The organism is Paenibacillus qinlingensis (genome assembly GCF_013204845.1).
Classification (GTDB): domain Bacteria; phylum Bacillota; class Bacilli; order Paenibacillales; family NBRC-103111; genus Paenibacillus_E; species Paenibacillus_E qinlingensis.
Map to the genome: position 1 here is coordinate 84,419 of NZ_JABMKY010000014.1, position 21,556 is coordinate 105,974.

The 21,556-nt window shown below is 44.6% G+C and carries 23 protein-coding genes; 7 read left to right on the forward strand and 16 right to left on the reverse strand.

Going from position 1 to position 21,556, the window contains the following annotated elements; genetic code table 11:
* Nucleotides 1–24: 24 nt before the first annotated feature.
* Nucleotides 25–858 (reverse strand): LamG domain-containing protein, encoded by an 834-nt coding sequence (locus HQN88_RS22880; RefSeq protein WP_173116872.1) that lies wholly within the window; start codon nucleotides 856–858, stop codon nucleotides 25–27.
* A gap of 444 nt (nucleotides 859–1,302) precedes the next feature.
* On the reverse strand, nucleotides 1,303–2,133 hold the full coding sequence (locus HQN88_RS22885) for an SDR family oxidoreductase (RefSeq protein ID WP_173116874.1): 831 nt from the start codon (nucleotides 2,131–2,133) through the stop codon (nucleotides 1,303–1,305).
* A gap of 94 nt (nucleotides 2,134–2,227) precedes the next feature.
* Here HQN88_RS22885 and HQN88_RS22890 point away from each other — a divergent pair, with 94 nt between their 5' ends.
* A complete protein-coding gene (locus HQN88_RS22890) occupies nucleotides 2,228–2,641 on the forward strand; it encodes a MerR family transcriptional regulator (protein ID WP_173116876.1) in 414 nt (137 codons plus the stop codon).
* Between the two features lie 12 nt (nucleotides 2,642–2,653).
* On the opposite strand, the gene HQN88_RS22895 is transcribed toward HQN88_RS22890, so the two are convergent.
* Complete coding sequence (locus HQN88_RS22895; protein WP_173116878.1) at nucleotides 2,654–3,277, reverse strand: TetR/AcrR family transcriptional regulator; 624 nt, start codon at nucleotides 3,275–3,277, stop codon at nucleotides 2,654–2,656.
* Between the two features lie 145 nt (nucleotides 3,278–3,422).
* On the opposite strand from HQN88_RS22895, the gene HQN88_RS22900 reads away from it, so the two are divergent.
* Nucleotides 3,423–4,844: an MDR family MFS transporter gene (locus HQN88_RS22900; RefSeq protein WP_173116880.1), complete on the forward strand. Its 1,422-nt coding sequence runs from the start codon at nucleotides 3,423–3,425 to the stop codon at nucleotides 4,842–4,844.
* A gap of 101 nt (nucleotides 4,845–4,945) precedes the next feature.
* On the opposite strand, the gene HQN88_RS22905 is transcribed toward HQN88_RS22900, so the two are convergent.
* The 5 genes from HQN88_RS22905 to HQN88_RS22925 form a co-directional block, all read right to left on the reverse strand.
* On the reverse strand, nucleotides 4,946–6,166 hold the full coding sequence (locus HQN88_RS22905) for a Fic family protein (RefSeq protein WP_173116882.1): 1,221 nt from the start codon (nucleotides 6,164–6,166) through the stop codon (nucleotides 4,946–4,948).
* Nucleotides 6,167–6,649: 483 nt separating this feature from the next.
* Complete coding sequence (locus tag HQN88_RS22910) at nucleotides 6,650–7,117, reverse strand: phage tail protein (protein ID WP_173116884.1); 468 nt, start codon at nucleotides 7,115–7,117, stop codon at nucleotides 6,650–6,652.
* Nucleotides 7,118–7,140: 23 nt separating this feature from the next.
* Nucleotides 7,141–7,620: a GyrI-like domain-containing protein gene (locus HQN88_RS22915; RefSeq protein WP_173116886.1), complete on the reverse strand. Its 480-nt coding sequence runs from the start codon at nucleotides 7,618–7,620 to the stop codon at nucleotides 7,141–7,143.
* 60 nt (nucleotides 7,621–7,680) lie between these two features.
* On the reverse strand, nucleotides 7,681–8,103 hold the full coding sequence (locus tag HQN88_RS22920; RefSeq protein ID WP_173116888.1) for a DoxX family protein: 423 nt from the start codon (nucleotides 8,101–8,103) through the stop codon (nucleotides 7,681–7,683).
* A gap of 22 nt (nucleotides 8,104–8,125) precedes the next feature.
* Nucleotides 8,126–8,605 (reverse strand): GyrI-like domain-containing protein, encoded by a 480-nt coding sequence (locus HQN88_RS22925; protein WP_173116890.1) that lies wholly within the window; start codon nucleotides 8,603–8,605, stop codon nucleotides 8,126–8,128.
* Between the two features lie 102 nt (nucleotides 8,606–8,707).
* Here HQN88_RS22925 and HQN88_RS22930 point away from each other — a divergent pair, with 102 nt between their 5' ends.
* The 4 genes from HQN88_RS22930 (at nucleotide 8,708) to HQN88_RS22945 (ending at nucleotide 14,571) form a co-directional block, all read left to right on the forward strand.
* Nucleotides 8,708–9,670 carry a helix-turn-helix transcriptional regulator gene (locus HQN88_RS22930; protein WP_173116892.1) on the forward strand — a complete coding sequence of 321 codons (963 nt, stop codon included), beginning with the start codon at nucleotides 8,708–8,710 and terminating at the stop codon, nucleotides 9,668–9,670.
* Between the two features lie 95 nt (nucleotides 9,671–9,765).
* On the forward strand, nucleotides 9,766–11,412 hold the full coding sequence (locus HQN88_RS22935; RefSeq protein WP_173116894.1) for a helix-turn-helix domain-containing protein: 1,647 nt from the start codon (nucleotides 9,766–9,768) through the stop codon (nucleotides 11,410–11,412).
* Between the two features lie 76 nt (nucleotides 11,413–11,488).
* Nucleotides 11,489–12,475, forward strand: a complete 987-nt coding sequence (locus tag HQN88_RS22940) for an ABC transporter substrate-binding protein (protein WP_173116896.1) — start codon at nucleotides 11,489–11,491, stop codon at nucleotides 12,473–12,475.
* A gap of 182 nt (nucleotides 12,476–12,657) precedes the next feature.
* Complete coding sequence (locus HQN88_RS22945; protein WP_173116898.1) at nucleotides 12,658–14,571, forward strand: sensor histidine kinase; 1,914 nt, start codon at nucleotides 12,658–12,660, stop codon at nucleotides 14,569–14,571.
* On the opposite strand, the gene HQN88_RS22950 is transcribed toward HQN88_RS22945, so the two are convergent.
* From HQN88_RS22950 to HQN88_RS22980, 7 genes are all read right to left on the reverse strand, one after another.
* Nucleotides 14,543–14,785 (reverse strand): NHLP leader peptide family RiPP precursor, encoded by a 243-nt coding sequence (locus HQN88_RS22950; RefSeq protein ID WP_173116900.1) that lies wholly within the window; start codon nucleotides 14,783–14,785, stop codon nucleotides 14,543–14,545. The genes HQN88_RS22945 and HQN88_RS22950 overlap by 29 nt on opposite strands.
* 250 nt (nucleotides 14,786–15,035) lie before the next feature.
* A complete protein-coding gene (locus tag HQN88_RS22955; protein ID WP_173116902.1) occupies nucleotides 15,036–15,287 on the reverse strand; it encodes an NHLP leader peptide family RiPP precursor in 252 nt (83 codons plus the stop codon).
* A 53-nt stretch (nucleotides 15,288–15,340) separates the two neighbouring features.
* The gene (locus tag HQN88_RS22960) at nucleotides 15,341–15,592 is read right to left on the reverse strand and encodes an NHLP leader peptide family RiPP precursor (protein ID WP_173116904.1); all 252 of its coding nucleotides are present in this window, start codon (nucleotides 15,590–15,592) and stop codon (nucleotides 15,341–15,343) included.
* 114 nt (nucleotides 15,593–15,706) lie between these two features.
* Nucleotides 15,707–15,958 (reverse strand): NHLP leader peptide family RiPP precursor, encoded by a 252-nt coding sequence (locus tag HQN88_RS22965; protein WP_173116906.1) that lies wholly within the window; start codon nucleotides 15,956–15,958, stop codon nucleotides 15,707–15,709.
* 76 nt (nucleotides 15,959–16,034) lie between these two features.
* Nucleotides 16,035–16,976, reverse strand: coding sequence for a hypothetical protein (locus HQN88_RS22970; RefSeq protein WP_173116908.1), 942 nt, complete (start codon nucleotides 16,974–16,976; stop codon nucleotides 16,035–16,037).
* Nucleotides 16,977–17,233: 257 nt separating this feature from the next.
* Nucleotides 17,234–19,006 (reverse strand): diguanylate cyclase domain-containing protein, encoded by a 1,773-nt coding sequence (locus HQN88_RS22975; protein WP_173116917.1) that lies wholly within the window; start codon nucleotides 19,004–19,006, stop codon nucleotides 17,234–17,236.
* A gap of 209 nt (nucleotides 19,007–19,215) precedes the next feature.
* A complete protein-coding gene (locus HQN88_RS22980; RefSeq protein ID WP_173116919.1) occupies nucleotides 19,216–19,578 on the reverse strand; it encodes a helix-turn-helix domain-containing protein in 363 nt (120 codons plus the stop codon).
* Nucleotides 19,579–19,712: 134 nt separating this feature from the next.
* On the opposite strand from HQN88_RS22980, the gene HQN88_RS22985 reads away from it, so the two are divergent.
* Nucleotides 19,713–20,351: a nitroreductase family protein gene (locus HQN88_RS22985; protein WP_173116921.1), complete on the forward strand. Its 639-nt coding sequence runs from the start codon at nucleotides 19,713–19,715 to the stop codon at nucleotides 20,349–20,351.
* Between the two features lie 69 nt (nucleotides 20,352–20,420).
* Here HQN88_RS22985 and HQN88_RS22990 read toward each other — a convergent pair whose 3' ends face one another.
* Nucleotides 20,421–21,521 carry an FAD-dependent monooxygenase gene (locus HQN88_RS22990; RefSeq protein ID WP_216855794.1) on the reverse strand — a complete coding sequence of 367 codons (1,101 nt, stop codon included), beginning with the start codon at nucleotides 21,519–21,521 and terminating at the stop codon, nucleotides 20,421–20,423.
* Between the last annotated feature and the right edge of the window lie 35 nt (nucleotides 21,522–21,556).

Genomic DNA, 21,556 nt, shown 5'->3' on the forward strand with positions numbered 1-21,556 from the left:
TCACTTTCTAAGCTGCTATGTAGCTTAGTTGGTCATCGAGCTGTAATGCGCAGCCAGCTGGGTAGGCGTCAGCTCATAATCGTACACGGCAACTTTGCCGATCGCACCTTGGAAGTACGATGCGAAATCTCGCGTGGCGATCCGCATCGGAGCCGTGCCGTTTCCGGGTACGATGCTGTAGTCAGACAGTTTGTCTTGGTCGCGCAGGACACCGTTTTTAAATACCTTGGTGTAACCCGTTGTGTATGTGGAGCTCGTATTTACGGTATTAATCACCAAGGTGTAGTGAATCCATTGACCTGCGGTCAACGTATCCTGGAAGTAGGAACCTGCCCCAAGGCCGCCGCTTAAATTAAACGAATACCCGCTGATGCGGTTTGGACGGTTTTCGGTGTTGGTCTGATTGTACATTCTAGCCACCCAAGAATGCTGTCCAGACGTCCCTTTGCCCATCCAATGCACATAGCCGCTGCTCTCATAGTTCGTAAATTGCAGCGTATCCGGCCGCATCCAAGCTTCGACGGTCAAGATGCCTGTGCGCGTAACCTCCAGATAATCGTTGTCAGGGATCGTAAAGTATTGATTCGTTCCATTGAATACCGGGGCTGCATCCCCATTCGGCATCGTCGTGTCGGTCGGGCTTCCGGTGAACGTACCGTTCATACCGTTCCCCGATTGATCCGACGTTACCGCGGAGGATAAGGGCCAATATCCAACGGGGTTATCAGCCAGTACGGCCGTGTCGTAGGTGGATGTTGCCTGTACGGCTGAAGAAAAATTGAAGCAGGCGGAAAGCAGAATAGCCGTCATCATCGTTGCTGTAAGCTTGGACATTCGGAGTGAAAAAGGGTTTCTCATTGTCAATCGTCTCCTCTCCTATTGGCAAATCACTTGCTTGGTCGCACCTGCGCTAGTTATACCCGTTTCGCTTAACTCGGTCGTCAGCCGTTCCACTCCCCCCTTCTCCGTCGTTATTTTCATCTTATCGGGAAGGGGCTTATTACAAAATGGCATCGTTTTGGGAAGATGATGAAATCTTAATCCAGCCAAACAATTCGTCATAATCGATAAATATGTGAAGCATGGGTGCTCATGTCAAACCTTATTAATCGTATAGAAAAAAGCGTCCATTGCCCCTGTGATCCACTCGGCCTTCGATAACCCGAGAAACGAGGAAAGGACGCCCAATTGGACGTCCTTTCCCCGGGTAATCAAGGCCTGCCGCGATCGAATAGGTCTTCTTCGGTTGGCCTTCTTCGTGATTTTCCTGAGTCTTCACCAAGGAGACCTGTAACTGTCCGATCACACTGTAAAATAGTGTCCCTGCTCAAGGTCCTGCATAAGCGAGACTTGGACTGGACGCCACTCTAGAAGAGCCTGTGTATCTACGCTCGACCTAGGGATATCGAGTGCCGCAAGAGTGCCCAGGAAGCCGAAGTGCGCATTCGCGTCTTCACGTGAAATACTCACCACTGGCAGGTTGAGTTGCTTACCAATGACACCTGCGATGTCGCGAAATGGTACGCCTTCATCGTCCACACCGTCCAGGCGTGATCCTGCCGGGGCTGACTCCAGCGCCAAGCGGAACAAAGACGCTGCATCTAAACGATGTACAGCCGGCCAGCGATTAGTTCCGTCGCCGATATAAGCGGACACACCTTTTTCCCGCGCGATTTGGATCAATCTCGGCACAAATCCCTTATCACCTTCGTCGTGTACGGTTGGTGCTAGCGAAACGATCGATGTGCGCACGCCTTGCTGCCCGAACGCAATCGCGGCATTCTCTGACGCTTCGCCATTGGCGTGAGCCGTTATCACGAAAGGCTTGCCTGAGCCTTTCAGCGCTTCGCCCATCGTTTCGATGGCACGAAGATCGGTCCTAAGCGCACCAGCGAAATCCGCGAAGTTATGCTCAAACGCCAGGTGAATGACGCCGTCTGCAGCGGCTGCTCCACTGCGCAGGCTCTCGAGGTCGTCAAGCGACCCGACATGCACATGGGCCCCTGCTTGCTCTAATTTTGCAGCACCACGATCTGAGCGAGTTAAGCCGACCACCTGATGACCAGCTTGGATAAGTTCATGAACGACAGCGGAACCAATATATCCTGTTGCTCCTGTTACGAAAATACGCATCCTATATTCCTCCTAAGCCTTTTTGAAAAACCACAACTCTAATGTAAACTATAGAGTGAACTCTAAGGCAAGCGTTCAGAAGGAGGCATTCTCAATGAAAATACAGGAACTAGCTGAAAAAATAGGATTATCGGTCCACACCATTCGTTACTATGAGAAGGAAGGATTACTAGATGAGCGACATGTCCAGAGGGAAAAAAATAACTACCGCACCTATTCGGACGAAGCGATCGAGCGTTTAAAACTCATTAAAAAGTTCCAGGGCATCGGTTGTTCACTTATTGAACTGAAGGATATTTTACAGGATCACGATACAAACACACGTACCAATCAGCAAGTCATCGAATGGATTTTACAGAAAATAAACGAGATCGAACGTAAGAAAGAGGAATTTGATCGGATGCTAGAAACACTTAACTTTATGTTAACGTACCGAGTAACACTAGAGACCGACCCGGAGAAAGCTCGTTCGTTATTAGCGGCAGCCAAGTTAAACAGCGGTAAGTGAGTGCGCTTTATCCTACTTCCTGCTTGTTGAATGAGATCGATCCTCGGCATTCAAGTATATCGGCAGCAACACCTCATCAACCAATAAACGTAAGTAGGAATCGGTCAACTTGCCACCTTGAATCATAAATTCATATCTCATCATGTTAAAAGGTATCTGTAACTGCATAGGCGTGAAATCATCCGTTATTTCTCCGCGCTTCTGTGCGAATTCCCCAATCTTTTGTATGATTTGCACGTTTTTTTCGTGCGCATGAAGCAAGACTTCCTTCCAACTTTCCTGGTTTCGACTCAGTTCCAACAAGACAGTACCGATCAGTTCGGGGCCAATCGCATCCAAGAAACGTTGATACACATGTACAGCCGCGAGTAGATCTGCGCGCAAGCTTCCATGATCTTCAATGAGATCAAGTAACGTAGACTCCCCGAACACTTGTGATATGCGATAATGCGCCATGGCATGTAGTAGATGCATTTGGCTTTCATACTGACGATATAAGACCGTGCGACTTGTTTGCGCCTTTTTTGCGACATTTTGGAATGTCATTTCTGGATAGCCAGACGTTTGAAAAATCTCAAATGCTGCTTCCAATATGGCGCTTTCAAGCTCTTTCCCTCGTTTTCTTATACTTGGCATTTCAAAACTCCTCATCAATTCTATGTAATCAGTATAGCATGAATTTAAGATACATATTGTACCTTGCAACTTCTTTCAAAGCGATGTATAGTTCAATATGTAAATAAGGTTCAAATTGTACCTTATATAGAGAGGAGCTCGTATCATGGCTACAAAAGAAGATGAAAAAATACCCCGACCCTTGTTAACTATGGCATTTGTACTTGTCCTTGGTGCGATTGCCCCCATGTTGGATGGAACCATGGTGAACATCGCACTGAATGATTTTGCCAAGGCTTTCGGTGCCTCACTTGATAACATTCAATGGATCGTGACAGGCTATGTATTAGCTACAGGAATAGCTGTTCCCTTTTCGGGATGGCTTATTCAGCGATTTGATGGAAAAAAGGTGTATATCGCCGCTCAGATCGTTTTTCTGATTGGTTCGGTTACCTCAGGACTTTCATGGAATTTAGCTAGTATGATTGCTTTCCGGCTTATTCAAGGCTTTAGCGCAGGTTTGATCATGCCACTGTTAACAACGCTTCTAATACAAGCAGCCGGCCAAAAAGTACTTGGTCGATTAATGTCTATTGTAGGTCTCCCCATGGTTCTAGGGCCAATTCTGGGACCCGTCATTGGCGGAGTCCTTGTCGATTATCTTTCATGGCATTGGATCTTCTTCATCAATGTTCCAGTCGTGTTCATAACGCTATACTTTATTCATAAAAAGCTGCCCAGCTTCCCCCCCGCCAACCAACAAGCAAAGCTTGATTGGCTAGGGATCTTATTGCTCGGTGGTATTTCGGTTAGTTTTATTTACGGTATCACTGCAGCAGCGGAGATGGCGGGTTTTACTAATACGAAAACCATAACGTTCATCCTTATTGGTGCCTTGTTAACCATCTTTTACATGATGTACGCACTTCGGAATGAGAAAACAGTCATTATGCCCTTAAACTTATTTAAGTTTAGAAGCTTTAGCGCATCCTTCTGCGGTTTATTCCTAGCTGGGATCGGCACAATGGGTCCAATGCTACTGCTGCCGCTATTATTTCAGAATGTGCGCAATGACTCCATCATCGTAGCTTCATTATCTTTAATCCCTCAGGGGGTCGGCATGTTGCTTGTAAGGCCCCTAATCGGGAAAATGATTGATCGCATCGGTGCCAAGATTGTTGTCATCATCTCAATCGTAATTTCTTTAGTCGGAACAATTCCTTTTATTGGATTCGATCAAAATACGAGTTATTGGATGATTGCGATTGTACTCCTTATTCGCGGCATCGGCGTTGGCGGCGTAGCAATCCCATTAATGAGTGATGCCTATACAGGTTTAGCCAAGACGCAAATTCCACAAGCCAGTATCGCCACCCGCATTGTTCAAAATATCGGCGGCGCCTTCGGTTCAGCCGTATTAGCAACCATTGTCGTCAATCAGTTGAAAGTTGCGACTCCGGATGTTTCCCATTTGGCATCTGCCTATCAAGCCGGTTTCTTAACAGCGAGCATCCTCATGGTCATCATGATCGTTCCTTCCCTATTCTTAACCAGTAAGGTGGGCTCCAAGGTTGCTGCGAAGCAGTAAAGTGACTAATCTAATTACGGCTATCTCAAAAGAAAATGGCGTACGGCCTCATTTCTGGGATCGTACGCCATTTGATGGCCCTGTATTTAGTAAGCAGCTGTTCATTCCTCGAAGTATTTATGTCTAATACAGAAATATGCCGGCCTTTCTCCTTTTTGTTCCACTAGTGTGAAGTCGAGTAACTCTTTAACTATTTTCCTTATTGTTACTGCAGACTTTTCAAATATTTCAGTTAAGTCACTCACTGTCAGGCCACTACTAGAATCAAAGAAATGATTTTGGGCCAAAACGAACATAATATCTTTATGATTTTTCGTTAAACCCTGTAACTTTGGCTCACCGTCTAACTTTTTCAATGCCAAATTTAGCAACAGACTTTTTTCTTTCAATTCTGTATTCATCTGCTTAAGAGCTTCAATAATAATTTCTAGAAACGTTTCAATAAAACTATTCATTTCCCCTCTGCTTCTAATACTATTAGAAATTTCAAAAGCCTCAAGGTATTTAGTTTTATACTTATTACACCCTCTCGATAACGATAATGTAGAGATATTTCCTAGATCCTTTGACAAGTACATACTACTAATAAATCTAGAAGTCCTTCCGTTTCCGTCATAAAAAGGATGTATGTAACCAAAATAATAATGGCTTACTGCCACTTTTATTAAATTAGGTATGTCAGAATCATTATTTATGAAGTTTAATAATCTCTCGGTCAGACTTATTATTTCTGATTCTGGTGTAATTCCTTGATGAACAACCTTACCACTACCTGATTTTTTCAAAATATAAGTAGTTTCTTTTCTAAAAATCTCCCCATCAGGAAGTTCCTGCGAGTCAATTTCTCCTTGAGTAATATCATCATATATTTTTCTAATATCTTTTGAGGTTTGAGGAAACTCAAAATCGTCGAGCAGACGGAAGTATGATTTTATCATACTCTCGAATCTCTTCTTTGACTTTTTGTTAAATATTACGTCCTTAGTGCTTCTAACGATTTGTTCTCTACTACTTCTTATTCCCTCTAACTGGTTTGTATTATACAATTCCTCCGAGATGCACTCGATAATAAATTGTTTCTGTGCTACTTTCGGCAGATTTCCAAAGGTAGTGTTAAAATCTCTCGAAATTATGCAAAGATCACTAATCATCCTAATCATTTTGTTTGTCGGTACATAATATAATTCATAATAAGTAGACTGATCCATAGGTTTGATATGCATTCCAAACCTCACGGTAGAATGATAGTTAAATCTCTCCTCATAAACTTTATTAAATTCACTAGCACTAGTTTCATGGAAGACCTTATGTACATGTCTCATCTAACTCACCGCCGATTTACTATTTACAAGTAATATTTACACATTAAATCGGTGCTGTCTAGTCCTATGTATAAAAATATGTTATTTTTTACACATAGATTCTACTTATTAGATAGAATTAATCCAATACTTTTATATTTGCACCACAAATACAACGTCCATTCCCATTCATCTTAACTGTCACATCTCTCTTGCACGAAGGACATACAACCTTCATCTTTAACACCTCTGAATTAAAAGTGTTATTAGTCTTAACATAAGAAGAAATCTATATACCCCAAATAATAGCTCTCCCCACATAGGGGAATTTACTTTATACATATGCATGATTGTGGAAATTATTTATAAGAAGCTACTTGCGGATTAGTTCCAAACATGTAAAAGTTTCAATAAAAGTACAAAAGGACTGCCTCTCGGCAGTCCTTTACACGGTTATATTTATTCAAAACCACAATTTGTCCATATCTTATCACACTTGAAACCTTAATATTGTCCTTTAATCACAAAGAATGAACCTCGAATTGTTCCAGCCAGCTTCGACTTCTGTCTAGCAAACTTAAACTTCTTCTCTTCCAATTCCTTAGGTACTTCCATTCCCTCAGAGAGCTTGAAACCAACAGCCCTCTTCTTAGGGTCATCAACCGTATACATGACATTGATTCCAAGACCATCCTCATAAAAGACGTAGGTATATTGGATGTTTTCCACTTGAAAACGCGATGTTTCTAACGGTTTGGCTGCAAACGCAATACCACGTTCTTCTTTCAGAACTCGGTTCGCATACGCAAGGGCCTCCTGGCTTTCGCCAGCGGGTACAACCGTAAATTCATGCTTGTATTTATTCATAAAGTAACGGGCTTCATTAGCTCGTAGACCTGCAAGCGCTTCTGCTACTGGTGAAGATTCTAAACCTACCATAGATACATTTTTAAAATCAACAATCTGAGACACGCTCATCCCTCCCATGACCTCGCTTATTTCCCAACAACAGGAATCCAAACTTCACCATAGACGAGGCCGTCACGCTGCCCCATCTCAACCGTTGCATTTGGCCCGCCAACATAGGCGAAATTTTGGGCTTCTGGCAGAACTTGACCAAAGGCAATGCCAGTGAGCCTATTACTCAACTCTTCCGCCGTCTTCCCTTCGCCTTTAACGACGAGGTATTGTCCCTTAGGGAATTGAATAACTCTGTGTTCTTCCGGAACCGATGCTCCTGTCATAACGCCAGCATAATACATCATCTTGTGATTCACCGCTTCGTTCACAGCAAAAATGTAATCGTTCGTGGCAATCGCCTTTAAAGTGTCAAGCCTTCCATCTTGCTCTACGGCCCGCCAAAAGTTTTCTTTCTCCTTGTTGATACCAACATAATCCGTGTAATTGCTCTTCAGCTCCGTACCAATACCTAGAACGATAAAGCTGTCTTTTTCCTCAAGGGCATACATTGCCATGATCAATTCTCCTTTTTATATATGAATTTTACCTTTATTTTACACTAGATCCTACACGCATTAAAGTTTGCGGCTATTCGGGCGAAGTGCCCAAGAAGCGATGCCAAGAGCAGCATAGAAAAGCGGAAGAATAATATGAAATCCGTAATCCCCATAATCGTTAGCGAACGCATGAGATAAAGCCGCACCCGTCATTAGAAAAAAGATACCGCTATAACCCCATTCCTTGAGCCGCGGGAAACCTGGCATTACGATCGCAATGACGCCAAGTAATTTCCAAGCTCCGAGAATATTCGTGATATACAACGGGAAACCAATATCGGTCACTAAATCAACATTCCCCCCATATCGCATTAGCTGCCCGATACCGCTTAGTGCAATCGAGAATGCAAGGATGATGGTGACGCTCCAATAAACGGTTATCCTTCCAATAGGCCGGGATGCTACTTTCGCCATTTTCTCATTACCTAGGATCGTACTCATATTCATTCCTCCTCTATTCTTATTACTTCTTAATAACTGGAATCCACATTTCTCCAGATACAAACCCGTTATGATGTCCCATCTCCACTGTTGCATTAGGACCGCCAACATAGGCAAAATCGTCCGCTGCCGGCAACACTTGACCAAAAGCAATGCCCGTAAGCATACTGCTCAATTCATTCGCCGTCTTCCCTTCACCTGTAATAACGAGGTATTGTCCCTTAGGGAATTGAATCACCCTGTGTTCTTGCGATGTCGATGCACCTGTCATAACGCCCGCATAATACATCCGCTTGTGATTTACCGCCTCGTTCACTGCAAAGATATAATTGTTCGTAGCGACTGCCTTTAAAGCGTCTAACCTTCCATCTTGCTCGACTTCCCGCCAGAAGTTTTCTTTCTCCTTGTTCATGCCCACATAGTCCGTGTAATCACTCTTCAACTCTGTTCCAATTCCAAGAACGATAAAGCTTTCTTTTTCCTCAAGCGTATACTTTGTCATCGTCTAAGCTCCTTTTCTATTGATTGCATATTTGTGTTTTCACTTCATACGTTTATAATAACTATTAATCATGTCAAAATATGATACTGTTTAGGGGGCCCGATGCGAAAAGTCGAACGCATTAATATCATCATGCGGTATATTAACAACCGCGCCCATTTTACCATTTCTGAAATCATGCAGGAATTTCATATTTCTCGTTCTACAGCTATCCGCGATATCAGAGAAATTGAGACCATGGGAATGCCGCTTGTCGCTGAAGTTGGGAGAGACGGGGGCTATTTTGTTATGAAAAATTCCGTTCTTCCGACTGTCCGCTTTACCGATAATGAGATTAAAGCGCTTTTTATCGCCTTCATGGCCACAAGAAATCTGCAGCTCCCCTATCTCAAGAGTCGTCAATCTTTAGCTGAAAAACTACTTGGACTTATCTCGGCAAATCAACAAGATGATCTTGTATTGTTAAATCAAATCTTGCTGTTTGAAGGAACCAACCCTCATAATCCCGACTTGCTCGATCTATCAGATATCCCTCTTCCTATGTTAGAACAGCTCATCCAACTCATTCTATCGGACAGCTACTTAGTCGTTTCCGTCGAGGAAGGCAGCATAATAAGGTCTTATTCCATTTATGTATTGCACTTATATCGGGAGAAAAGCTCTTGGCAAATTGAAGGCTTTGACCTAGAGGAAGAGAAGAGACGAATTATTCCTGTCGACAATCTCACCGATGTTACACCCTACTCTGGGAAAAAAAGAACAACTAAGAAGAAGATTATAGAACTATTAAGCAAGCAGGAAAAAGCCATTAACCTTGTTCTTGAACTAGGTCCAAAGGCGATAGCTCAGTACAAAAAGTATCATCCGTTAGACATTTCAATTTCATATACGAATCCTTATCAGAGTACGGCTATTTTAAAAACGTTCATTAATGTTCATCATTCGGAGGAATTGAGCGAAATCGCAAATTGGCTGCTTTTCTTAGGTGGGGATATGAAGATTAGGGAAGTGCCGAAAGAAGTTGTGGAAGGTTTACAGGAGCGACTGTCCGTTTATAGGGAATAAATAAAATGATCTCGCTAGGTGCTCTTTGCGTCAACCCCTCCATCATTTATACTAATAATGAAGAAGACGCATCATAGAAGGAGCTGACACTCGTTATGGAGCATTCAGGACTTCCTGTTCTCAAAAACATGTCAATGTACACAGAAGCTGGGCACAACGAGGGCTTTCACTATCATCGGGACGCCTATAGTTTATTATTTATACATGCACGTTCCGTTATACTTACGATTAACAACCACACACATAAGTTTGAGGGGATCGGTTGTGTAAACCTACCGCCTCGTACGTCCATTCATATACAAAGTGAGGATCTACTAGAGAACCTTCCATCATCGACCGAGCAGCTTCGTTTCTATGCCTGCAACTACGAATGGATCTGCGAGGATTCGTCCACAGACGCTTCGTTCATGCCAATGCTGGCAAAACTGAGCCATTCGGTTCTGCTAGATCAAGTGTCCTCCCTATACGATTCCTACGAAAATCGGCTGTATAACAGCCTATCACAGCGTCTCCCTCTACAGGCTCAATTCCTTTCCCTATTCGCTGATGCATGCTGGGCACTCGAACAGCCCGATTCTCTTTCTTTTACTCAGCCGCTGGATGGTATTAGTCAGGTTATTTCTTATTTGCATACGCATTATGAGCGCAAAATTAAACGAGAAGATGTAGTATGCCTATCCGGTTTAAGCCTTCGACAATTCACCTTAAGCTTTAAGCAGCGCACGGGTACTACTTTTACCGAGTATCTTAATCGTATACGCATCGACAAGGTCAAGACTATTTTATTGCAAACCCCGCAATCGTTAAACGAAGTTGCCCGCGAAGTGGGTTATGCCGATGAGTTCTATTTAAGCCGTAAATTCAAGCAAGTCACAGGGGTATCCCCCACCATCTATTTACGTAAACCGCATACCATTGCATCCCTAGACCATGCCTTTACCCTGGACTTGCTCTCGCTTGGCGTTAAGCCTACTGCAGCCATTACAGATACTTGGGTGAATGATCAGTTTCAGCAATTGCAAGGCTCACGTTCGTTTCAACCGCTCTATTGGGAAACCGAGCATGCGAGACGGCTGCAGGTACTTCAGAACGTCAAGCCTGATATCATTTTGCTGCCTCTAATAGAAGGCGATGAATACGAACAAATGGAACACTATCACCAATCTGGGCTGGTTATACAGATTCCGTGGCGCGGTGTGACTTGGAAACAGCACTTTATGAATGTTGCCCAGATAACGGGTACGGAGCAACACGCACGCGACTGGTTGGATTCTTTCGATCATCGAGCAGGACAAGTACGGGAAGCCTTGTGTCGACTACTAGGTCCGCACGCGACAGTTGCCATCATTAATGTGCGAAGCAATCGATCACTCATCTATGCTTACGGGTACATGGGGGCTGATTTACTTTATGACATTTTGCAGTTGACTCGCCCTCGCGTTGTTGCTTCTATGTACGCTCAAGGGTTAGAGCACCCTGAGTTTTCTATCCCTGATTTAACCCGTTACGATGCCGATCATTACTTTGTATCCATTGAGAATAATCAAGCAGCCAAGCAACGTGCAGTAACCATGATGAGAAGCCCCGAGTGGCTTGCCTTAACTGCTGGGAAGCAACAATGTGTATATCCCGTGGAGATGACCAAATGGTACGGATACGGGCCCGCTGCATTAGATGCCCAACTAAATGATGTCATCCATTACCTTCTGCCCAATTATCCAAAGAAACAGAGAATAATCTGACATGTACATAGATGAATGATCTTGTTATCATTGTAAATGAGAATGAGAATCATTATATATGGGAGGGCACTAGGTAATGGGTAGAAAGAGAATCATGTTAATTTGTTTCATCATCATCATGATGGTTGGGGGGACTGTCGCTTGCAGTAATGCGAAGGAATCCGGCAGTGCCGCGGGAACACCAACGGCCACTAATCAAGCAGTAGACGCTACGAAAGAAACGGGTAAGCCGAGTACAGAAGCGAAAACTCGATCCTATAAACATATGTCAGGTACTTCTGAAATTCCTGTCAAACCAGAACGTGTAGTCACTGACTGGTACTATGGCCAACTCGTTGCCCTCGGGCTTAAGCCTGTTGGGACAGATGATTATGTACTTAAGAATCATCCGTTCATTAAGAAAGACGGCACGGAGAGCATTGGGCAATCACTGGAGAAGATCGTTGAGTTGCAGCCCGATCTCATTATTTCCTGGGGAGCTTCGAAATACGATAATTTCTCCAAAATCGCTCCAACTGTTCCGTTAGAACTAAGTGGCGGACCTAAGGATTCTGTACGCATCTTCGGAGACATTCTGGGGCGTAAAGCTGAAGCGGAACAATGGATTACGCAATTTGATGCGAAAGTAGAAACAGCTCGTAAGAAGGTTTCCAGTAAAATTAACAAGGATGAAACATTCACCATCTTCAACATTTGGAAAAATAAACTTCGCGTATATGGGTTCGTTAACATGGGCGGCTACGCGTTGTATGAAGGTCTGCAAGTGACACCTGCTCCTAATGTAGATAAAGAATTCCGTAATGCCAAAGAGTGGTATCGTGAGATCTCTTACGAAGTGCTTCCGGAATTTGCAGGCGATCACATTATCTTGACGACCTATGACCCTGACGGTACTTCGACTGTTCTCAAAGAGCTGGAGAGCAGCCCTCTCTGGAAAAATCTAAAAGCGGTCAAAAACGGAAACGTCCACGTAGTTAACTATAACTACTTGTATAACGATGATCCGATTGCCGTCGAGAATCAAATCGATATCTTGGCTGATGCCATTCTGGCTGGCAGATAGCTTGTAATGCTGTAATCTGAATACAGACCCACTTCTATCCGTTCGTATACGGTTGTAAAGTGGGTCTTTTGGCGTGTCGATGGATTTGTAAAATTTTGTCGGCAAACTAAAGGGTTATATACGATTTTGTCGAATTGATAGGCATACATGAAAATACTGGGTTATTCCTACGAGGTGCACAAATGAAGCGTTTTCACTTAATCTTGTTACTACTCACATTTGGCGGCGCTGCCTTCTTGGCATTGCTCTTGTATCCCTATATAGCTTCATCGGAGGATTCCGCCAATACTCCAATAACCACCTGGAGAGTACAATGGATTCCAGTTGGAGCTCCAGAAGACGCCCCACCTGACATGGACGGAGAGTGGCTGTCTGCCAGGGCAGAAGACCCGTTTAATACGATTCCCAAAGGGAAGGTCGGCGCATGGATTCACCTGACTGTCCCTCCGACGTCCAACTTATCCAAACCTGGCCTATATATTGAACGCTTGTTCGCAATGGACATAACAGTTTATGAGAACGGCAAGCCCGTCTATCAGGTCGATCGTAGCTTTGACTTCGAGCGCACCCTTCTCCAACTGCCGCTTGACCATACTGAGATAGCCAGCGATCTCTATCTGCGGCTCACAGCAAAGGAACGGGCAGGCATCAGCAGTGATATCCATCTTGGCGAGCTTCCCGAAATATCCCAGCAAGTCATCCGCAAGGAACTTCCTGACCTGTTGCTAGGGGGAGGCTTCATTTTCCTGTCGCTCCTAATGTTTCTCTGCTCTTGGTACTTGAACCGGGCCCAACGCAGTACCGCCCTGGCGCTTACCTTATTCGTCATGTGCAGCGGCATTCTAATCATGGCCTACTCAGATATACCCTACTACTATTTTCCTGAGCTTGGGCACATTTTTGTATTTATATTTGATACGTCTATTTACATTTTGTTTCCAGCCTTGCTGTACTTCGTCACCCACATATTCGAAGGCCGGTATCCATGGATCAAGCGGGTATTCCGCTGGCTTGTCGTCTACTATATGATTAACTTCTGCGTTATGGTAGGGTATAAGATTATTGGAACTCCCTTGTATTCTCTTTACGGATTTCTAACCTTCTGGCTGGGTGCACCGCTCATTATCGGACAATTGATTCTCATTAGCTTCCTCGCCTTTCGGAACGCCATGCAGAATCCCAATTCCCTGATCCTCTCTTTGGGAATATTGAGCCTTGCCCTTTGCGGTGTAACAGATCTCTTGCTGATGTACGCGATAGATACCCCCCATATATTCAGTTTATGGAAACTTGGCATCATCATTCTGATTGCCTCTTTGGTAATGATCCTAAACCGCCGCATTGCATTTGACTATGCCCGGCTCCTATCCTACTCCAAAGAATTGGAACTTTACAATCACCAACTGCAGCGGACGGAGAAAATGCAGATCATTAGCGAACTAGCCGCATCCATTGCCCATGAGGTGCGCAATCCGCTTCAAGTCACAAGAGGTTTCTTGCAGCTGCTCTCGGGAAAATCAATGGAGCACGACAAGTCCTACTTTTCCTTGGCCATTCAGGAGCTGGATCGGGCATCAGGCATTATAACGGACTTCCTAACCTTTGCGAAACCAGAGCTGGATACATTGGTAGAGCTAAATTTGCAGCAGGAGCTAGCACAGATCGAAACGATGATGACGCCGCTGGTCTTGCTGAACAATGGGGAGCTGGAGGTCCACGTGCCCGAACCCCAAATTATTTTGGGCAACTCATCCAAGTTCAAGCAGGCATTGATCAACATCATCAAGAATAGCATCGAATCCCTTCACGAAGAAGGTCACATTACCATCACCGCTTGGGACGATGGAAGAACCGCTGTCATCCGCATTGCAGACAACGGCGAAGGCATGGAGCCGGAGCAGATCGCGAAACTAGGAGAACCATACTTCTCAACGAAAACCAAAGGAACTGGCCTAGGCCTGATGGTTACCTTCCGTATCATTGAAGTGATGGAGGGCACCTTGGAATTCCATAGTGAAAAAGGAAAAGGAACCGAAGCCATCGTCCGGTTCCCTCTCGTTTCCAACCCTAGGTCCAAGTATACTGCACCTCATTAGATTTCAATTGATCCACTTCCTCCGGTTGCGGGGGAATGACCAACGCATAATGAGCTGGTGTTTCTGCCAGCACACTCAACTCAATATCTTCAGGAACTTCAATTCCGAAATCCTGTTTCAGCGCACTACGGGGATCTGCCAACAAGCGTGCCTTGAAATCCGCGTCTTCCCAAGCTTTCTTAATGATCTTCACTTTCAATGTATCCATGGACATGACAACACAACCCTTCAAAATATTAGGATATCTGCATTCTCATAATACCACGGAACTAGATCTTTTGTACCATTATTAACCATTAATCGACAAATAAATTTTAAATCCGCCACCATTCAACAAAACATCGTAGTAATCTCTGATCTTGTTAGCCTTGCGCTGAAAGTTTTCAGCGATAGAGGGTACTCTTTGGAATTAGCGAAAAAGGAAAGGAACCGAGGCCATCGCCCGGTTCCTCTCGTTTCCAACCCTAGTTCCAAGTAGCCATCTGTGGTTGTAACCCAGTAGCTGTCAAACCATCCAATTCTTCTGGTTTCGGTGGAATTATAAGCGCGTACTTAGTAGGTGTTACCGCCATCACTTGCAGCTCAATACCTTCAGGAATACTGTGTCCAAAGTCCTGCTCCAACGCACTACGGGGATCTGCCAGCAAACGTGCCTTAAAATCCTCGTCCTCCCAAGCTTTCTTGATGATATTCACTTTCAACGTATCCATGGTCATGACAACACTACCTTTCAAATATTAGGATATAATGCATCTTCATATTACCAATCCTAGTTCCAAGAAAGCATCTGCGGTTGTCCCTCAGTAGCTGTCAAGCCATCTAACTCCTCCGGTTTAGGGGGAATGATTAGCGCATACTTAGTGGGTGTTACCGCCATCACATGTAGCTCAATACCTTCAGGAATATGATGTCCGAAGTCCTGCTCCAACGCACTACGGGGATCTGCCAGCAAACGCGCCTTGAAATCTGCGTCCTCCCAAGCTTTCTTGATGATATTCACTTTCAACGTATCGATGGACATGACAACACAACCCTCCCAAATATTGGAATAATTTACATCTTCATAATGCCTTAGAACTAAATATGTTGTACCCAGGAACCGAAGCCATCGTCTGGTTCCCTCTCGTTTCCAACCCTAGCTCCAAGCAATCATCTGTGGTTGTACCCCAGTAGCTTTCAATCCATCCAATTCTTCCGGCTTCGGAGGAATAATCAGCGCATACTTAGTAGGTGTTACCGCCATCACTTGCAACTCAATACCTTCAGGAATACTGTGTCCGAAGTCCTGCTCCAACGCACTACGGGGATCTGCCAGCAAACGTGCCTTAAAATCCTCGTCCTCCCAAGCTTTCTTGATGATATTCACTTTCAACGTATCCATGGACATGACAACACAACCTTCCCAAATATTAGGATAATTTGCATCTTCATAATACCATAGAAATAGACATGTTGTACCATTATTAACCATTTACCGTCAGATAAACTGAAAATCCACCATCATTTAACAAACTATCGTAACGATCTCTGATCTCGTTTGCCTTGCTCTGCAAGCTTTGAGCGATGGAGGATGTGAAAATCTGGAGTGATGCAGGAGCATCCTTCATAGCGCTCAGTTGATCCGCATAACTGCTTGCAAGGGCCGCAAATTCTCCTAAGGCCATCTCACGATAAATACTACGTTTCACCATACTCTCATCCAAAACTTCGCCTGCCTCTAGCTGAAGGTTCTCCCGCAACAAGACTAGGAAAGCGTTGCAGGAGGCTGTCGGTAAATCCTCCAGCCAATCTGTCCAATCATCGGAGAGTTGGAGTACCGCAAGAGCCAAATCGATGGCTGTTTCCATAACCCGAATCTCTTGGGCCCGTCCGGCTTGGAGCAACAATGCCGCGGCGCACAGCTTCACTGGGGCAGCCTTGCGGGCCAACCTGCCAGGATCCCGCGGGTCCATAGGCTCGTCCACCTCACGGTACATAGCATCTGCCCATTCCGCCAAATAGCGATTATAACAAGCCCACAGTTGAGAGTCTCCTGAGAAACACCGCTGATAAGCCTCCAAGAACCGTTGATTCAAAAGCGTGCTTAGGGCCAGCGAACGCCGAACCTCCCTCTTCTCATCCATGACATCGTCCAAGAGAAAGAAGGACACCATCCCGTACAAATTCCCCACCGCTAATTCGCGACACAGCTCGATCGGACTCCCCAAGGTCTCTCCAACCCAATATGGGAGCAGGTAGCTGATCATATTAGGTCCCTCGTTGTCCTTCCTGTTCAAAGGATGGCACTTGCCCAGAAGCGCCAAAGCTTGCTCCTTCAATTCCTCCGGTAGCATCTGCAATTGAGCCGAGGCTTCCCCGAAGATCCGGACAATCTCTTCGCTATATTGATCTATTAATCGGTTCATGTCTGGGAATCAATTCCTTTCTTATTGTGAAAATGGTTTATCTAGGCTGGGTCGCATATTTTCCATAATTATACTTCTGATCCATCTAGGCGTAAACCTTGCGTCATTTATGATACGGTTCACCACGCTATCTCTAACCGGCGAATTGGGCTCAACGGTTACTTCGAAGTCAAAATATTAATTTTGCAAATTCAAACATAATTGAAAAGCGAAAGCGTAATTGCTAAACGCAAAAAAGCCCCTTAACAGGGCTAATCCTACGCTATTTTGCTATAAAAGCAGTAACGATTTTTCCCGTTCGACTTGGCCTCGTACATCGCTTGATCCGCCTGATGCAGAATTGTCTTAGCATCCATATCGGCCTCATTACCCAATGCGATCCCTATGCTGCCGGAGATGGTCACTGGGTAGCCCTTGATTTCTTTAATTTGCCGTACGGCAGCAATAACACTATTGGCTAACTGATCCAAATTAACATAATGCTCGACCCGTTCCACCAGGATTACAAATTCATCTCCGGCCCAACGGGCTGCAATGCACTGCTCGTCGGTACACCGTTTGAGCACGGCGGACACTTCCTGCAAGAGTCTGTCGCCAATTTCATGCCCCAGCGTATCGTTCACTTGTTTGAACCCGTCCAGATCCAGGAACAGCACCGCATAAGGGGCCTCTCCCGTTTCCTGTAAGGACACTCGGCGTTCAAGCCACTCCCCAATATACCGACGGTTTGGCAGTCCGGTCAATTCATCATTGTGTGCCTTATGTACGGTTTCAGTGCGGTTTCCAAAGGCGATCAAGTGCCCATAGAATGTCGTGGTTTCCTCATCCCTGATTGGAGTGACATGACACTCATAATAGTACGTCTCTCCATCCGACGCCCGGTGGGTAACGAATTCCCGGAAGGCAGCCTGCGTTTTCTCAAAATAAATGAGCATCTCTTCGGTAAGCACGCCTCCATTTAACAGCCTCATTCCCTGAAAATAAGTTATTAAGGAATCCCCTGTAGACAAAGCTCGTCCAAACAGTTCCTCAAACCTCCCATTGGTAAACACAACCACTCCCCGATTGTCGCACATCGTAACCGCTTCATGGCTCGATGCCATCATACGTTCAATAATCTTGTTTTGCTCCGAAATCTTACGTTCCTTCTTCAGGCTTTGGTCATATAGCCCCGTCATCTTCACGTACATTTGAATAAATTCATAAATGATTGCGGCAAGCACGATATTTGAGAAAATAAACGTATCGAATTTGGACACATACCATCCCAGGCTGAATCGGTTGCCGCCACACAAGACGATCCCCACGTCCAATACATTTGCAAGCAATGCGACGCAGAACCAGGACGAAGTCACCGTGCTTGCCCGGGTCAGTCTGTAGTAGAATGCGAAGGCTGCACAGCTAAGTACCATAATTGGCAGAGCAAAGCCAAACGTAAATAACCTCGACACAAGGCCGAAGTTCATCAAATGAGGCAGCCGATTTTCAAAAACGACCGAACTATATACGATGCAAGCCACGATGCAGGCAACTCCCACACCTAGTAGAACGGTTCCCCGCAGGGCTTGTTTTTCGCTCCATCGAACTTCTTTGAACCAACGTTCCATGACGGTATAGACCAATATGGCCAAAGGGAATCCGGCGTGCCAGAAGACATACAAATACTCGGCCGTCTGATTGCCCGGACGATAGTATGTCGGCGGAAAATACCCCGGAAATAGTAGTAGATAGGCCAATGTCATCAGAGAAGTGTACGCATATCCTGCGCACAGGACCAAGATCTGTGGGGAGCGGTGAATGCGAAACTGATTGTAGAACACGAAGATGGTCATCCACTCAAAACAGATCACCGTGCCTAACAAAGTCGGTAGGAATGTATTGCTTTTAGGTAAATCCAATCGAGCAAACGGAACGCACATCAACGTAATAATGGCAATGATCAGGCCAATGACAAAAGCGGACCGCCGCTGCAAACGGTTGGACGGCATTGTAAAGAGGGTATAGGCCGGAATTTCGTCATGCTTCGACATAACACACCTCCATGAATTGAATGGTCTACAAAACATTTCATTTTCGCTCTCTAAAAGCGAAGATTTCTATTATTTTCAACATATTTCTTCGTCATCGATAAGTATAACACGCAAATTAAGTCCTATCCTATAGCGATTTAACTCAATTAGTCTATACCAGCACACCGAGTTCGCTGAATACAAATATGATTTGTAATTTCATGCCACGGTTAATGCTCATAGTTGCACCGGGTCTGAAAATTAGCCTTACCCTCTAGCACATTCGTTAAGAATGTTTTGGATGCTTCCAATTTGGCCTCTAGCTCCTGGATATATGCAATTTTCTCCGTAACCAATACTTTCTTCTCGATATCGGAACTCTCATTAATGAGTAAAATTAATTCCTGAATAGTAAAACCTAAGGTAAGCAGCATTCTTACATCCTGCAAATATTCAACCACCTCTTTATCGTATACGCGATAGTTATTTTCATCCCTCGACAACAACTGCTCCGGAATCAATTGTTTGCGTTCATAGAATCGCAAGGTGGATATGGGCAGCCCTGTCAGCTTAGAAACCTCATTTGCTTTCATAACCGTCCCCCTTCATATACTACTAATAATTTATACTTGCTATGAACCAAGGTTCATAGTTCATACTAAACAACATGATAACCAATGACATCACAACTGTCAAAACAATTGGTGACATCCAAAGGAGAGATTACATGCTGGAACATATTCAAAATAACGATTTTGTCAACATTATTACCGGCCGTCGTTCCGTACGACTATATGATGAGAACATTCCCATTCCAAAAGAAGAATTGCAAGCTATCATTCAAGAAGCAAGTCTAGCACCTTCATCTGCGAATATACAGCCTTGGCGTGTCATCGTCGTTCACTCCCCTGAAGGGAAAAACAAACTTCGGCCTCTTGTGCAATTCAATACGCAACAAAATGATACATCAGCAGCGATGCTCGTTATTGTGGGCGATACTCAGAGTGAATTATATGTAGAAGAGATTTATAATTCTGCTGTGGAACAAGGAAAAATGCCTAAAGAAGTACGCGACAAGCAGGTCACACAAATTATGAGCATGTTTCCTCACATACCTAGGGATTTAAAGATCGAAATTGCCAAAATTGATGCAAGCTTATTTGCCATGCAACTGATGCTAGTAGCCCGTGCGCATGGGTATGACACCAATCCTATGGCAGGCTTTGAACGTGATCAGGTTATTCGTACATTTGATCTGGACGACGAACGTTATGTACCGGTCATGATCCTTTCCATCGGGAAAGCAAAAGAAGAGGGTCATGAATCTGTGCGTTTGCCTAGTGAGCGAATTACCTTTTGGCGGTAATACCAATTCACATTCCCCATTGAACAGAAAAAGTCGGACCGCTAACCGGCCCGACTTTCCTCAATAGCTTTACAACTCGTACCCTGCTTGCGAATTTCTTGCGCGAATGGCTTCTTCTGTTCGTGGAACAAGAAATTCTACAAATAGTGCCGCGTTTGCTTGCACTTCCTCGATGAAAGGACGGAAACTCTTGTTGTATGATTGGAATGCAAGTTCATAATCACCATCGCATTTTTGGAAAGCATCCGCCAACGCGGCCGCACCATCTATGGCGAGTGATCCACCCATGCCAGCAGCCGGTGAGGCGCAGTATCCAGCATCCCCGACAAGTGCTACCCTGCCTTTTGTCCACGATGGCATTTTCATTTGGCACAGCTTGTCAAAGTAAAAAGTCTTCGAGTTCATTACTTCTTCCAGCAATTCCGGTGTCCACCAGCCTAGTCCGGCAAACTGATTCCTAATGATAGTCCGCTGCCCTTCTTCGTTTCGGTAGTCGTAAGGAATTTCCTTCTCCGATGAGAAGCAGAGAACAATATCCGTTTTATTGTTGTAGGAGTTCAACATGACCGCTTTGCCCGGCTCATTGTACATCTGTGTCGTATTCTCCCGAATCAACAACTTATCCACGATCGTGATAGAGAAATAAGTTTCAAGAAATTGCGAGTATTCAGCTTCCTCCCCAAAGTATAATTTCCTGACAGCCGAATGAATACCATCACAACCGAATACCAGGTCATACGAGCCCTTTTGGCCCCCTTTGAAAGCTACGTCGACGCCGTTACTTTCTTCCTTTAATGAAACGATGCTATCGCCGAAAATAAACTCCACATCATCCTTGACAGCATCGAACATGAGATTGAGCAATACATCTCGCTCGATTTCATATTCATCTTCTGCGAGATCCACGCGTAATTCCACTTTTTCGGTGACATCATCTGAATTTTTGAATTCCGTTAATTCCATATTTATTTTGTTAGACTTAATTTGGTCGAGCAGCCCCATACGTTTCACAATGTCGACGGTATTTTCGCGGATATTTACAGGTGTTCCGCCTTTTTTGAGACCTTCGGCGATCTCAACAACTGTCACATTGTAGCCCGACTGATTCATCCAATAGGCAGTTGAGATACCGGCGAAACTCGCTCCACTCACTAGAACATTTTTCTTCATATTCGTTCCCCCTGTAATCCATTCCATGTTTAATG